This is a genomic window from Clostridium oceanicum, from assembly GCF_039521385.1.
In the GTDB taxonomy this organism is placed as follows: domain Bacteria; phylum Bacillota; class Clostridia; order Clostridiales; family Clostridiaceae; genus Clostridium_F; species Clostridium_F oceanicum.
In genome coordinates this window covers 77,337-93,575 of the sequence record NZ_BAAACG010000008.1, presented here as the reverse complement: position 1 = coordinate 93,575, position 16,239 = coordinate 77,337, and the positions used below count along the sequence as shown (strand labels likewise).

Here is a 16,239-nt window from a genome sequence, read left to right as displayed (position 1 = left end):
TGTGTATATGAAATGTAAAATATATTTTTTGTATTTTTTACATTTATTATATTATAAATAAAATAATGTATATATTGGACGAAAATACTATAAGGACTTATAAAGATATAAATATAGGAGGAAGTGAATATGAAAAAAGTATCAGTTAAGAAAATAGTAATATTATTTATTAGTATGTTTGTAATATTTGGGAGTAATGCCGTTGTTTATGCTAAAAATAGTGATAGCATGAATGAATTAACTCTTTTAAATGTTGTGAAAACATGGACAAGTATTGAGGATTGTTCCTGGGAGAGGCATGCTAATATAAAAGCAGCACCAGGATATCAATTGTATGAAGCTGCTATTTGGAATGATTCAGTAAGATTATACAAATTTGATAGTAGTTATGATTCATCAAAACTAAACAAAGATTACAGAGAAAAGTTTTTAGTATCTAGTTATCCAATACCAGGTGGAAGAGATTCAGAAAATGCAAGTTATTATATAGGAGAAGCTTTTAAAAATATATTTAGGATTATGGTTGAAAATTCTCCCGCTAAGCATTATGGAATAAAGTGCACAGGACATGGAAGTGGTCCAGGATATATGTTTACAAGTATGATTAAACCTAAAGATGTGCAAAGTTTTATGAAGTATGCAACAGAGTTATTAGGTAGAAAAATAGATTTTTATGATATGAGTTCAAATTGTAATCAAGGTACAGTTTCAATGATGAATGCGTTTTATCCATATTTTGATTATATTTTAGCATCAGAGTTGTCTGTGGGAGGATATTCACAAGATGATTCTAATATGACGAAATTCATGGAAGTATTTGATTTTAACAACTATCCGTTAATTTTCAAAGAAAATATATCTTTAGAGAAAAAATTAGAAAAATTACTTGAACTAAAAAGAAAAGATTGGGAATACAGTAAACAAAATATGCTTAGAAAAAGAAAAGAACAATCTGTTAATCTTTATAAGATGGATGAATATAAGCCATTAATGAATCATGCAAGAAATATGTTTAAAGAAAAAAATATCCAACTGCAGAAATATAATAATGACCTAAAAACTTTACTTAAAAGTAGGAATAATTCACAATTAATGGATGAATATAATAAGTTAGTTGTTGCAAGAAAGACAAATAAAGATTTTTTCAATTGGGATAAGGATATAGATGCATTATTTATATATAATATGGATGATATAATAAACTTTGATAAGTATGATAAGGATAATGTAAAAAATGTACCAGGTAAAGATGATGATAATAATGAAAAGCAGAATAATAATGATGAATACTGGCAATTTGAAAATAAATTGATTGAAAGTAAACATAATTATTCTAATAAGTCTTATGATTTAAAAAAGTATACTAAACCTAATGCTAAGTATATTTCTCTTTATTTTTCAAAAATACAAACAGAAAAAGATGTTGATTATGTATATATATTAAATAAAGATAAAAAAGTAGTTGAAAAATATTCTGGTAAAAAGGAAAATATATGGATAAACGTACCAGGGGATACTGCATACATATATCTAGTAAGTAATGATGAAAATACAGATTATGGATATAAAGTTGAAAAAGTTGCTTATCATAAAGAATCTTATGAAAAAGGTGAAAGTAACAAAGGAAAAGACGGAGAAAAAGATAAAGATAATACTAATGAAGATTGGTGGCAGTGTGAGGATACTTTAATTAAAAGTGAATATGATAATTACAATAATTGTTATAAATTAAAACAATATACTAAAAAAGGTGCACAATATGTAGCTATTTATTTTGAAGAACTTGAAACAAAAGGGCAAGAAGATTATATATATATTTTAGATAAACAGCAAAAAGTAGTTAAAAAATATAAAGGTAGTATGAATAATATGTGGGTGACTGTTCCAGGAGATACTGCATATATTTATATACCAACTAGTAATTCTAATGGAAAATATAATTATGTTGTAAAAAGAGTAGGCTACCATAAATAAATGTATAAACCCAAATTAGTAGTAAATTAATATAAGAAAATTACTATATTAATTATTAATAATAATTGATAAGAACTATAAAAAACTATGGAATTATATAAATACAATTCCATAGTTTTTTATAGTTAAGTTAATAATTTTAGTAACTGAATTGATTTTTTGAAAAATAAGGGCTATAATATATTTAACAGTGTTAAATATATTTACAACGTTAAATAAATATTATTAAGATTAATTTTTAGTTTAGATGATAACTAAAAATTAAAGATGTTATATAAAACTATTTTGAGTTCATATGTTAAGGAGAATAAAAATGAGTATAAAAATTCGTAGAGAAAAAGAAAAATCAGAGATGAAAAAGAATATATTAAAAGCTGCTAATGAAATTATAAAAGAAGAAGGAATAGATAATTTATCTATTAGGAAAATAGCTAAGAAAATAGATTATTCAGCTCCTATTGTATATCATTATTTTAAAGATAAAGAAGATATAATAAATACTATTATGATAAGAGGTTACCAAAAAATTATGAGAGAAATAGCTTCTTCTCAAAAAAATTATAAAAATCCAAAAGAAAACTTAGAAAAAGGAATAAGAAGATATATAGAAATATCTTTAGAATCTTCTTATGAATATAAATCTATTCTCTTAAATAGTTCAAAAGAAATATTAGATTATACAGCTCTTCTTTTTAAAGGAGCAGCATCAAAGAGACAGGGGATAGCTATGTTATGTAATTCTATAAAAGATATTTTTGAAAGTGAAGGAAGAGATATTGATGATAGTGTAATTGAACTTAAATCTCAAATTATATGGGTTTCTATGTTCGGTCTTATTATGAAACTTATAGTTGAAAACAATATTAATAAAAATCAAAAAGAAAGACTTATAGATACTCTTATAGATTATGCTATTAAAGGCATTTAAAGTTTATATTATAAATTTTAATAACTAGTTACAAATTATTTTTTATATCTTATATATAAGTAAAAAAAGTGTTTTAAATTGTATAATTAATATCTTTAAATTAAATATAATCATAAAGATTGGAGTGGAAATATGAAAAAGATCTTTAGAGTTATAACTGTTATATGTGTGATTTTTATAGTTTCAATTGGTGGTTTTCTTTATATAAAATCTAAAGATTTGCCTACTATTAATGTAAGTAATATAGATCTTAAAAATGTTTCTGATGGTTCCTATATAGGAGAATATAGTACAAGTTTAGTTAAGGCAAAGGTAAAGGTTAATATAAAAAATAATAAAATATTATCAATTGATATTATAGAGCACAAGTGTGGATTGGGTAAAAAAGCTGAAAAAATAACTAAAGAAATAGAAAAATCCCAATCCCTTGATGTAGATTTGATAACTGGAGCCACTTTGTCTAGTAAAGTAATTTTAAAGGCAGTTCAAGTAGCTATAAATAAAGGAATAAAATAAATTTATGTAAAAGGAGTAGTGTAAAGTGAAAAGTATAATAATTTATTCAACTAAGTATGGTAGTGCTGAAAAAGCTTCTGAACTTTTAAAAGAAAATATGGTAGGGGAAGTAGAATTGGTGAATATTATGAAACAAACAGTTCCAGATATTAAAGGTTATGATAATGTTATACTTGGAGGATCAGTTTATATAGGAAAGATACAAAAGAAGTTAACAAATTATATAAATGAAAATATAGATGAGCTTTTAAAAAAAAGAATTGCACTATTTATTTGTTCAGGGTCTTTAGATAAAAAAATAATACAAAAATATATTAAAGAGCTTTTTAACCCTAAATTATATAATAAAGCAATATGCACGGATACATTTGGATATGAAATATGTTTTGAAAAAATGAATTTTATAGAAAAATTTATGATGAAAAAAATGAAAAAATCAACAGAAAGTGAGTATTGTTTAAATAAAGAAAATATTAAACGTTTTGCTAAAATTATATCTACTAATAAATAATATACAATGTAATCAATATTTAAATTTATTAGCATTTATTTAAATGCAATTTTTATGCTGTTAGGTAAAATAGGCATATGAAAATAAGATAGCTAGAATGTTAATTAGATATTTATTTAAATATGCCTAAAAATACTACAATCTAATTAAAAATACAGTAGTTACCATCTTCATGCCTACATTTAGAACATCTTATACAAAGGCAAGAATAGTCAGGATCTTTTTTCCATTTTTTTATTAAGTCAGGTTCTCTAATTAAAGGTCTACATAAAGCAAATAGATCTATATTAGTTGAGTTTAGTGAATCTTCCATAGTATTAAAATCATTAAAGCCACCAACAGTCATAACAGGAATATTAACTAAATTAGAAATAATCTTTGCATATTCAATGAAAAAACCTTCTTTTTTTAGTTCTAATCCATCGAATTTTTGACCTACCATAGATTTTGCTTTACCGTGTATATTACCAGATATATCAAGACAGTCTATTCCAATAGATTCTAGTCTTTTGCATATAGTTTTTGTTTCATCGAAAGTGAGTCCCCCTTGAAAGAATTCTGTAGCAGTTAATTTTACAAGTATTTTAAAATTATTACTTACAAGTGATCTTGTTTTTTTACATATTTCAGTTAAAAATCTCATCCTATTTTCTAGGTTTCCACCATATTCATCTTTTCTTTTATTGTAGTAAGGACTTAAAAATTGGTTTATGAGGTAGCTGTGAGCTCCATGGATTTCTACTCCGTCAAACCCAGAGTCGTAAGCTCTTTTAGATGCTTTGGCGAAGGCTTCAATAATGTATTTTATATCTTCCTTTGTCATTTCAGTTCCAAGTACTTTTGTATCTCTTTGAGCTATAGAGCTTGGAGCAAAAATTGTTCTATTTTCAACATTGAATTTGGTTTTAGTACCGCCATAACATATTTGAAGTATTATTTTTGAGTCATAACTATGTACTAAGCTGGTTAATTTTTTATATTCATCTATAAAAGAGTCATTATAGATACCTATCATTCCTTTATTAGGTTGTTCTTCTTTTACAATATTTGCATAGCCTGTTATTATAAGTCCTATATCGTTTTTAGCTAAATCTTCATATATTTTATAAAGTTTATCTGTAAGATGACCTTCTTCAGTAGCCATACATTCCCATGTAGCACTTCTAACAAACCTATTTTTCAGTTTTAAATCTTTTATATATGTAGGTTCAAATAATTTTTTCATTATTATTACATCCTTTCAAATATGTTTTATTGTTAAGTTGTTTGTTAATAAAATAATTTTAATATAAGATATTTTATAAAAAATAGTATTTAAATATAAAAATACACAATAGTACAAAATGATTTGTTTTGTTATATATGGCTTGTTTAAAAGTATAGAATATATATAGTTATTAAACAAGTACGTACTTTTTAGTTAGATATCTTACCTTAAAGTAAGATATAATTTAAATAGCCAGCAATTTTAATTATTTTTCCTTTGTTTAGGTATTTAAATAATTTATTTAGTTTAGTAAGTAATTTTAACAAAGGGTATAATAAGATTATAGGATTAAGATATTATTAAAAGATAAGGAAGATTAAAATGAATAATCTTACAGAGGTATATGCAAAGCAAATTGTAGAAAAAGTAATGAATGTTATTCCTTATAATATAAATATGATGAATAATGAAGGAATAATTATAAGTAGTGGAGATGAAAATAGAATAGGATATTTACATGAAGGGGCTTTAAAGGCTATTTTAAATAATAAGATAGTTACTATTTATAAAGAAAAAGGTGGGTCAAGGCCAGGAGTAAATATGCCTATAGTTTTTCAAAATAGTGTTATAGGTGTAATTGGAATAAGTGGAAGTCCTAATAAAGTTATGCCTTTTGCATCATTAGTAAAAATAACAGCGGAGCTTTTATTAGAACAAGAATATGTATTTAATCAAAAAAGAGTTAAAGAAAAGATAAAAGAAGAATTTTTATATCAATGGGCATATGTAAGTGAATATGATGATACTTTTTTAGAAAGAGCGGATCTTTTAAAAATAGATTTAAATTTAGAAAGGATAGCTGTAATAATTAGTTTTAAAGACAAAATAATAAATGTAGATATTATAAAGGCCTATCTATGTACTACAGAATATGTTTTAAGATTTAATCAAGAAGATATATTAATATTTATGAAATGGGATAGAGATTTTCTAAATAGGATAAATAATATTAAAAGTGCTTTTATTAACATAAATAAAATTGCTATAGGAAGTAAAAATAAGTTTTTTGCTAAATCAGTAAAAGAAGCTAGAAAAGTAATTAGTATTATGAAAAAGTTAGATATACCTTATGATATATGTAAATATGAAGATGTTAAGTTTATAGATATTTTATCTAAACAAAAGGATAATAAAAAATTATTAGATATAATAGAAAAATTAAAAAAAGATGGAAAAGGATTAGAACTTATTGAAACATTAAAAATGTATATTTTTTTTAATGGAGAAGCTAGTGTTGTTGCTAAAAAAATGTATATACATAGAAATAGTCTTAATTACAGATTAAAAAAGATTAAAGATATAACGGGAAAGAATCCTAAAAAAACTATAGATTTATTAGAACTTTATGCAGCCTATGTTGTTTATAAATTAAAAATATAGTATTAAAATGTATTTAAATAAACAACTAGTAGGTAAGATGATTTTTTTATTTTTTAGTTATTTTATATGATTGTAATATATAATTTTCAATTTGAAAGATTGAAAATTATATTTTTTTGTTATTATTAAAGAATTTATAAATTTTATTACTGAAGTAATAGTCTATGTACTATGTACTAATATATGTTTTTGTTCATTTGAACAAAAAATATCATAAAATAATTAGAATTGTGAATGATGAATTTTATTTAAGTAGAATTTATAATTAATAATATAATATGTAAACGAAAACAAAAAACAAAGGATGGAGGTATAATTATGGAAGTAACAGCTTTAGGAGCTATTGTTGGATTAGTTGTTGCCATTGCACTTATTATTAAAAAAGTACATCCAGCGTACGGTCTTATATTGGGAGCTATAGTAGGAGGATTAGTTGGAGGAGCAGGACTTACTACTACTGTAACATTAATGATAAAAGGTGCCCAAGGTATAATGCCAGCAATACTTAGAATATTAACAGCAGGTGTACTTGCAGGTGTACTTATAGAATCAGGGGCAGCAGGGAAAATTGCAGAAACTATAATAGATAAAATAGGAGACACAAATTCGTTAATAGCATTGGCTTGTTCTACATTGGTACTTACGGCAGCAGGAGTTTTTGTAGATGTATCTGTTATAACAGTGGCACCAATAGCATTAGCTATTGCAAAAAGAGCTAATATTTCAAAAACAGCAATACTTTTAGCTATGATAGGTGGAGGAAAAGCAGGTAATATAATGTCACCTAATCCTAACGCTATAGCTATATCAGATTCTTTTAAAATACCACTTACATCAGTTATGGCAGCAGGGATAATACCGGGAATAGTAGGACTTATAGTAACTTGTATAATTGCAAAAAGATTAAGTAAAAAAGGAACCTTTGTAGTATCAGAAGAACTTTCTTCTTCATCAAAGGATATGCCAGGATTTTTATCTTCAATTGCAGGACCATTTTTAGCAATAATATTATTATCTCTTAGACCCTTATTTAATATAAAAATAGATCCACTTATAGCACTTCCATTAGGAGGAATTGTAGGGGCTCTACTTATGGGTAAAATTAAAAATATAAATAAATACGCACTTAGTGGAATTAATAAGATGGCACCGGTTGCCATACTTCTTATAGGTACTGGAACTATAGCAGGAATTATAGCTAATTCTGGACTTAAAGATGCTATTATAGGAGGACTTAATGCAGTAGGATTGCCTGCATTTGCATTAGCTCCAGCAGCAGGAATTTTAATGTCAGCTGCAACAGCATCAACAACTTCAGGTTCCGTAGTTGCAAGTCAAATATTTGGAACTACTATAACTGATCTTGGAGTTAATCCTTTATCAGCAGGAGCTATGATACATTCAGGGGCAACTGTTTTAGATCATCTTCCACATGGAAGTTTCTTTCATTCAACAGGTGGAAGTGTATTTATGAAGATGAAAGAAAGATTATGGCTTATACCTTATGAATCACTTGTAGGACTTTCAATGACTATAGTATCCACATTGATATTTGGTATAATTTTTAAATAATTAGATTAGTATTTTAGAAGGGATTGAATAAAATGAAATTTGTTTTAGCTCCAGATTCTTTTAAAGAAAGCATGACAGCTAAAGAAGTAGCAGATGCCATGGAAAAAGGAATTAAAAAAGTTTTGAAAAATGCAGAGTGTGTAAAAGTTCCTATGGCAGATGGTGGAGAGGGAACAGTTCAATCTTTAGTAGATGCTACAAAGGGTAAAATAGTTGATGTTAAAGTGACTGGTCCAGATGGTATAAATAAGGTTGATGCTGTGTTTGGAATACTTGGAGATGGTAAGACTGCTATTATAGAAATGGCTAGTGCTAGTGGTCTTCATCTTGTAGAAAAAGAAAAGAGAAATCCATTAAATACTACAACTTATGGAACTGGACAGCTTATAAAGGCTGCTTTAGATAGAGGTGTTTCCACAATACTTATAGGAATAGGCGGAAGTGCTACAAATGATGCTGGAGTAGGAATGCTTCAAGCTCTTGGAGTAAGATTTTTAGACAAAAGAAGAGAAGAAATTTCTTTTGGTGGTGGAAGTTTATATAAGATAAATAAAATTGATTTGAATAGATTAGATGAAAGATTGAAAAATATAGATATAAAAGTTGCCTGTGATGTTGATAATCCATTAGTAGGAGAAAAAGGAGCTTCTTATGTTTTTGGTCCTCAAAAAGGGGCTACTCCTGATATGGTAAAACAACTAGATGAAAATTTAGTGGGTTTCGCAGATATTGTAAAAGATCAAATGGGAAAAGATATAAGAGAAGTAGAAGGTGCAGGTGCAGCAGGAGGATTAGGTTTTGGACTTATGGCATTTTTAGATGCTAAACTTAAAAAAGGTATCAATCTTGTTGTTGAATATACAAAATTAAGAGAAAAAATAAAAGATGCAGACTTTGTATTTACAGGAGAAGGAAGTATTGATTTTCAAACTGTATTTGGTAAAACACCTTTTGGGGTAGCAAAAGTTGCAAAAGAATTCAATATACCGGTTATAGCTTTCGCAGGACATATTGGAGAGGGTGTAGAAGTGCTATATGAAAGTGGAATTGATTCTATTGTCAATATTTTAAGAGGAGCAACAGATCTAAAAACTGCTCTTAAAGAAGGTAAGATGAATATAGAGAAAACTAGTGAAAATATTACTAGAATTTTAAGTTTAAGATTGTAAATTTTAAATATAGGTATCATATAGTATGAGTTTAAAAATAAATACTTAGATATGATGCAATTGAAATTTTAAGATGTATTAAATAATATAATAAAAATAATTTATTATATTAATATAAAAGGAACTTAAATATATAATTTTTAATTTATATATATTTAAGTTCCTTTTTGGTTTAGTTTATATTTTTGTAGTATCATTTATATACCTCTAATTTAAATTTAAAACATTAAGTTATTATTTAATATAGAATTTAGTTCTAAAGCTTGTCTTGAAAGTCCTCTGTAATCAATTTTATCCTTTTTCTTATTTTTTAACTTTTTACTATCTAGTAATCCTAATATTTCTTTTAATTTTTTCATTTTCTATTCCTCCTAAAAATTATTTATCTTATGGTTTAATTATAAGATATGTAAAAATTTGTAGCCATTTATTTAACTTACATATTATAGTTTTAATATTACAATTTTGTACGATTAATTTAAGATTAAAGAAATAGATATTGATTAAGTATTATTTTTTATTATTTTAAAAAATATTAAAGTTACTGTTAGAATGTTTAAATTTAATAAATTCACTCTTAAAACAGTTATATGTGAATTTAAGAGTGAATTTATATAAATTGTTAAATTAGAAATTTGATTATATTATTATTTTATTGTTACGGAATAGCTACCACTGTTACCAGAGTATTTATATACATATAGATAATATTTGCCAGGAGTTACATGAGTTTTTCCTGATATAGTATTTCCTGATTTTGAACCATATCCAATATAGTTAGTTAAATCTGATTCTTTGTAAATAGTCCATGCTAAACCTAAATTATTTAAATTAGTTAATCTTATATTTAAATCTTTAGCTTCTTTAACATCAAATGAATATATATCTTTTAAATCTTTATTATTAAGACCACCAATTACAGGTGCATCAAGTATAATCTTATTTGCAGTTTTAAAAGAATTATTGTCTTCTTTTTCATGGATTTCCTTGTTTAGTGGGGCTTTATCTATATCACCATCTATATCTAATTTATAGTTGATTTTATTTGTACGATTTTTATATGCTACAATATAATATCTTCCAGGCTTATCTACTTTAAAACTTCCTGTAATTTTATTACCTTCTGTTTTTGTAGGATATCCTATATAGTTAGTAGTATTGTCACTACTATAAGCAAGCCAATTAAATCCTTTAGAGCTGTCACTTGTATTTTCCATTGTTACATTTACAGTTCCTTTAGTTAAAACATCAAAGTAATAAGTATCACGAGAGTCATTAGTATCTAAACATGCTAATACGGATTGGTTTTTACAAACTCTATTAGCTTTATCAAATGAATCGTTAGATTCTTTTTCGTATATAAATTTATCATCTTTACTAGGTTTATCACCGCCAGTATTAGGTTTATCACCACCAGTATTAGGCTTATCACCGCCAGTGTTAGGTTTGTCACCACCGGTATTAGGTTTATCTCCACCAGTATTAGGTTTGTTTGTAGATGAAGATATAGCCCCTTCTACAGTAAATTTATAATCTGTTTGTTTTCCAGCAGTTTGGTATACTACTAAATAATATTTTCCAGGTTTATCTATTTTTATAGTTTTAGAAAGTTGATTTCCGAATGTTTTACCTGGGAATGCAATATATTTTGAAAGATCTTTATCATTAAATAAAAGCCAATTAAATTTACTGTCATCTTTATTAGTTTTTTCTACAGTTATAGTTATATCAGAAGGTTTAGTAACATTAAAAGAAAAAGTATCTTTACTATCGTTAGAGCTAATAGATCCATTCATTAAGTCATTTAAATAAACAGGGTTAGCTTTTGTAAAGTCATTATTGTTTTCTTTTTCTGATTTTTTAGTTCCTTTAAGAGTTTTAGTTATAGCTATAGTTGAGAATTTTTCAGCTTTTAATCCTTTATCATCTGTAATTGTAAGTTTTACTGTGTAATTACCAGCTTTTTTATATACATGTATAGGATTTTCTTCAGAACTTGTAGTACCATCTCCAAAATCCCATGAATATGAAGCTATTTTTCCATCATCTTTTGAACCTTCACTAGAAAATTTAATTTCTTCGTCTGTGTTAGATGTTTTAGGACATTCCATTTTAATTGTTGGTTCTTGATTAAAGTTTTTGTTATGAGTCAACAATCCATGGAAAGTTACATCATACTCTACTTGATTGTATGAATTTATTTTAGGATTTGAGAAATAAGCAGTGACTGTTTTATATGCACCCCAGTCTGACTTATCTAATTTATTTAAAGCTTCATTGATTTTATCGTTCATACTCTTCCAATTTGCAATTTCACCTTTGTTTGAATTTAATGTATAAGTTGATTTTAGAGTGTAAGTATCAAAGTATTGAGAAGTTTCTTTAGTTATCTCTGAGTTTCTCAAACCAATAGTTTTTTCGATATCTGATTTTATTTCATTTAAAGTTTTATTATCGTATCTTTTCATATAGTAATCAGATACTAATGGAATATTGTAATTGCTATAATTATCAACTAGTTTTTGCATATGATTTTGGTAATCTTTATTAATTGCAAAATCTTTACTTGTGTTTTCTATTAAAGATTCATATCCTTTAACATCATTATTTTTCATAGTAGTTACTAAATCATTAAATAATTTTTTATTGTTATTATACATATAATCTGAAAAAGTATATCCATATGTATAAAATTTCCATCCGTCGTCATATTTTGAATGTAATGTTTTATATGTGCTAAATCTTTCTTGAGGATCTCTAGATATTCCACCTACCATAGATTGTCTTGGCTTAACTGAAGTTCTAGTTGAGCCTGCAAAAAATTCAGCAGTACCTTCTTCAAACCAAGTGATTCTTCCATTGTTACCCTTATAAAAATCTCCTTGATTAAATAATCCAGGTACTAAATAACGACCTTGTAAGTAATGGGTAAATTCATGACGGAATAATTCTTCTAGGCTGTATATACTTTCTTGAGGTGTTCTTTCATAAGTAAAGAAAGTACCAATACCTTCAATATATATTCCACCATTATCTACACTATATCCATATAAACTTCTGTTTACTTTATATTCTTTTGGACTGTTGTAGATAACCATAGTTAAAACGTCATCTGCATTTCCTTTTTCTAAAGGCTTGTCGTTTCCAATTATTCTATGAAATTGAGATTTTACTTCTTTAGATGCCCAGTAAAGTCTTTGGATTTTTGATTCGGATACTTTATCACCGGCTTTTATAATCATTTTTCCGTTGTCAAAAGTATAAGTTTTAGGTAGAAAATGTTTTTTTCCATCTTCGAATAACTTCTTGATATCTATAACATTACCTTTTGAATCTTTAGAGGCAAAATCATTTTTTAATCTTTCTAATGTAAGATAATATTGTTGACTATATTCTGGAACAGTTTGTAAACAATTATCTATTACTGAGTGAGGAATAGATGGATTACTATGAAATTTAGCTAGTTTACTAGTATAGAATATTCCATTGTTTACAACCCAATCGTTATTTTCAGTAATTTTAGATATTGATGCAAATTTTGAAACTGAATTTATGAAAGGATCTATTTTATTAGTCCAAGGAGTGTTTTTACCATCTCTAATATTATGATTAAACGTATATTGGTTTAAATCATAGTTTATTTCTTTCATAAGTCTAAGAATTCCATCAGCTTTTAACTTATCTTTTGGATATTGATTCATTTCGTTGTAGTATTGTTCTAAAATAGGAACAGTTTTATTAACTACTTCAGGATTACATGAACCATTTCCTATGAATTTGCCTAAAGCCATTATTACTGTATCTTGACCTTTTTCACCTAATTTAAAATTTCTATTATTTTCTATAGCAAGTAATGCTGGTATACATTTATCTTGGAAAGATCTATCATTTAAGTATTTTAAAGAAGTATTATTATAACCTAAATAAAATGCAGATCTTAAGATTTCAACTAATGTATCAATTCCTTTATCATCAGTAGCTGTATAACTTCTACCTTTTTGATATAATCCATCAAATAATGCTTCCATACGTTCTTTATTAGAATAAAAAGCATAAGTATCTCCATTATATTCAAATAGATCTGATATATCACTCCATTTTATCTTACATGTTAAATCTAAAATTTCATTGGTACTCATTCTGTTTAAATCACTAAAGGAATATTTAGATGTTTTAGGTTTAGTAGCACTTAGCCCTAAAGGTTCAGTTTTAGTAGTAGGAATCCTTTCTGACTCTATAGTACTACTGTTTGTTGGAAGATTGTTTTGTTTTGCATTAGTTTTACTATGATCAGTAGGGGATGCAGATACTTTAGCTATAGAGCTTGTACTTATCATACAACCTATTGCTACTGAACACAGCAGTTTAATAAATTTTCTTTTCATTTTTACACCTCACACAAATATGTATTATATTATTTTAATGTTTAATATGAATTTTAATTAAATTAATAACAGATATTAAAACAATATATTATTTATTATACATATTTTTGAATAAATTTCAAATTTATTTACAAATATAGAAAATAATATATTTATTATATGTTTTTTACATAAATGAAAAATATTAAGGTGTTCTTAAATTAATTTAACCATATATAAATAAATTATAGTATTACTGTAATTTATTTATATTTTTATGATAATAATCAATAAATTAGGCTGTGATTTTAAGTAAAAATAAAAAAATAAAAAATAAAACTATATACTTAAAAGTTACAAAAAGTACATAGTTTTATATGAATGTTTATATATTTGATATTTTATTAAATTAACAAATTTATTAATCTATTTACTAGTAAAATAAATGATAGAATGTTTTTTATATTAAGATATTTTGTTATAAAATGTTATATATGGTATTATATTATAAAAAGATACTATAATGTAAAAAATTAAATCGGTAAATAAACATAGGTCATTTTTCAATTAATTAATCTTATTTATGATTTATGTATTAATAGCTAAAATTTTTTATTTTACTTATTAATTTATATTAATAAGGTTTATATAAAAAACAACAAAAAAGGAAGGACAAAAATGAAAAAAATAAAATTAAAAAGTATATCAATAAAAACAAAACTTACTATAATACCAATTTTTTTGTTTGGCATTACAATATTAAGTAGTGCATTTATTTGTAAAGCGGTTATAAAAAATAAAATGCAACATACACTTCTTCAAAATAGCATAGAACAAGCTCGTGAAATTGCGGATCAAGCGGAGATGCTATTGACATATGATAAAAATAAAGTAGTTAGTCTTCAAAATTTTGTAGAAAAAAAAGCAAATCAAGATAATATAGCTTATGCAGTTGTAATTAATAGGAATGTTAAAGCAATAGCTCATAGTGATAAACAGAAAATAGGGAAAATTTATAAAGATGATTATACTATAGATGGTGCTAAAAATGGTAATGAAAAGACTTCTAGATTTTATGCAGATATACAGAAAATATGGACATATGATGTTATGGTACCTATATACAAAGACAGAGAACTATATGGAGTTTTAGATATTGGAATTCCAGAAAAGGGAATTAAACAAATTATAAGTACTACTGTAGTAATTCAATTAACAATATCTATTATAGGATTTCTTTTAATAGGAGCGATACTTACAATTATATTTAATAAAACATTTAAGCCTTTAGAAAAATTAGTTAGTTTTATACAGAAAACCAGTGAACTAAATTTTAAAGAGGATGCTGAATTAGAAAAACTAATTTTAAGAAATGATGAAATAGGAAAAATTGCAAAAATAGTAGAGAATATGAGAAAATCATTAAGAGATATAATTAATTCAATAATGAAGTCTTCAGCAGTTGTTAATAAATCATCAGGAGAGTTATCAAGGATATCTGATGAAACTTTATCATCTGTTAATGAGGTTGCATCATCTATAACTAATATAGCAGAAGGAACTGAATCACAAGCAGTAGATATGCAAAAAGGATCAGAAAAGATTAATGAGTTATCATTAGATATAGATAAAGTTATTAAAACTACTGACTTAATAGGAGAAGAAACAATAAAAACTAATAAATTAAGTAAAGATGGATTAGAAAGCATAGAAAAATTATCCTTTTGGTCAAATAAAAATAAAGAATCATCAAAAGAAGTAGAAAAAATTGTTACAGATATGGATAAAAACTCTTTGGAAATTACCAATATAGTAGATACAATAAATGAAGTTGCAGATAAGACTAATTTACTTGCCTTAAATGCTTCTATTGAAGCTGCTAGAGCTGGGGAAGCTGGTCGTGGATTTTCTGTAGTAGCTGATGAAATAAGAAAGCTTGCAGAGCAAACTGCTATTTCTACAGAAGAGATAAGAGGAAAGATAAATAGTATTAAAGAAAGATCAGGAGAAGCTGTTAATGTTATAAAAGAAAGCGTAGAGATTGTTGATAAAAACAATGAATCTGCAAATTCAACTAAGAAAATATTTAACAATATATCAGAAGTTTTAATTAGTTTACAAGATAGAATAGAGGAAGTAGTTAATCATAGCAAAAATATGAAAACAAGTAAAAATAACATTGTTGAATCTATAGAAAATATATCTTCACTTGCAGAAGAGAATTCCTCAAGTACTGAAGAAATATCATCAATGTCAGAAGAACAAATAAAAGATATGGAGATTTTATCTAAACATGCAGAAGAATTAACTGCTTTATCAGACAGTCTACAAGAAGAGATAAATAAATTCACATTATAATTTAAACAAGATATAAAAAAGGAAGCTATCTAAAAATTTGATTTAAGATAGCTTCCTTTTTCTATATTATATTTTCTAATTTATATGTAATTATAATAAAAATTTAAAGTTTATATATTACTATTAGATATTCATAATTATTTGTTGACAAGTAGAAATAGTAATAGTTAATATTAATGATATGAGAAATACTAATTTAA

11 protein-coding genes are annotated in these 16,239 nt (G+C 25.5%); 8 read left to right on the top strand and 3 right to left on the bottom strand.

The genetic code is table 11. The features are described 5' to 3' along the window. Window positions 1-129 precede the first annotated feature (129 nt). The 4 genes from ABDZ71_RS06670 (at window position 130) to ABDZ71_RS06655 (ending at window position 3,929) form a co-directional block, all read left to right on the top strand. Entirely contained in the window at window positions 130-1,974 is a 1,845-nt protein-coding gene (locus ABDZ71_RS06670) for a hypothetical protein (RefSeq protein WP_343760116.1), read from the top strand. A 313-nt stretch (window positions 1,975-2,287) separates the two neighbouring features. Further along, on the top strand, window positions 2,288-2,902 hold the full coding sequence (locus ABDZ71_RS06665) for a TetR/AcrR family transcriptional regulator (protein ID WP_343760114.1): 615 nt from the start codon (window positions 2,288-2,290) through the stop codon (window positions 2,900-2,902). A 132-nt stretch (window positions 2,903-3,034) separates the two neighbouring features. Further along, the gene (locus tag ABDZ71_RS06660) at window positions 3,035-3,418 is read left to right on the top strand and encodes an FMN-binding protein (RefSeq protein ID WP_343760112.1); all 384 of its coding nucleotides are present in this window, start codon (window positions 3,035-3,037) and stop codon (window positions 3,416-3,418) included. Between the two features lie 25 nt (window positions 3,419-3,443). Continuing rightward, the gene (locus ABDZ71_RS06655) at window positions 3,444-3,929 is read left to right on the top strand and encodes a flavodoxin domain-containing protein (protein ID WP_343760110.1); all 486 of its coding nucleotides are present in this window, start codon (window positions 3,444-3,446) and stop codon (window positions 3,927-3,929) included. 142 nt (window positions 3,930-4,071) lie between these two features. Here the strand turns inward: ABDZ71_RS06655 and ABDZ71_RS06650 are convergent, their stop codons facing one another. Next, window positions 4,072-5,154: an NADH:flavin oxidoreductase gene (locus tag ABDZ71_RS06650; RefSeq protein ID WP_343760108.1), complete on the bottom strand. Its 1,083-nt coding sequence runs from the start codon at window positions 5,152-5,154 to the stop codon at window positions 4,072-4,074. 363 nt (window positions 5,155-5,517) lie between these two features. On the opposite strand from ABDZ71_RS06650, the gene ABDZ71_RS06645 reads away from it, so the two are divergent. From ABDZ71_RS06645 to ABDZ71_RS06635, 3 genes are all read left to right on the top strand, one after another. Beyond that, window positions 5,518-6,576, top strand: a complete 1,059-nt coding sequence (locus ABDZ71_RS06645) for a CdaR family transcriptional regulator (RefSeq protein ID WP_343760106.1) — start codon at window positions 5,518-5,520, stop codon at window positions 6,574-6,576. Window positions 6,577-6,894: 318 nt separating this feature from the next. Then, window positions 6,895-8,148 (top strand): GntP family permease, encoded by a 1,254-nt coding sequence (locus ABDZ71_RS06640; protein WP_425544698.1) that lies wholly within the window; start codon window positions 6,895-6,897, stop codon window positions 8,146-8,148. Window positions 8,149-8,180: 32 nt separating this feature from the next. Next, entirely contained in the window at window positions 8,181-9,317 is a 1,137-nt protein-coding gene (locus tag ABDZ71_RS06635; protein ID WP_343760104.1) for a glycerate kinase, read from the top strand. Between the two features lie 218 nt (window positions 9,318-9,535). Here the strand turns inward: ABDZ71_RS06635 and ABDZ71_RS06630 are convergent, their stop codons facing one another. Then, complete coding sequence (locus tag ABDZ71_RS06630) at window positions 9,536-9,676, bottom strand: hypothetical protein (RefSeq protein ID WP_343760102.1); 141 nt, start codon at window positions 9,674-9,676, stop codon at window positions 9,536-9,538. 288 nt (window positions 9,677-9,964) lie between these two features. Further along, window positions 9,965-13,702 (bottom strand): collagenase, encoded by a 3,738-nt coding sequence (locus tag ABDZ71_RS06625; RefSeq protein ID WP_343760100.1) that lies wholly within the window; start codon window positions 13,700-13,702, stop codon window positions 9,965-9,967. Window positions 13,703-14,359: 657 nt separating this feature from the next. On the opposite strand from ABDZ71_RS06625, the gene ABDZ71_RS06620 reads away from it, so the two are divergent. Continuing rightward, window positions 14,360-16,039, top strand: a complete 1,680-nt coding sequence (locus ABDZ71_RS06620) for a methyl-accepting chemotaxis protein (protein WP_343760097.1) — start codon at window positions 14,360-14,362, stop codon at window positions 16,037-16,039. Window positions 16,040-16,239: the final 200 nt, after the last annotated feature.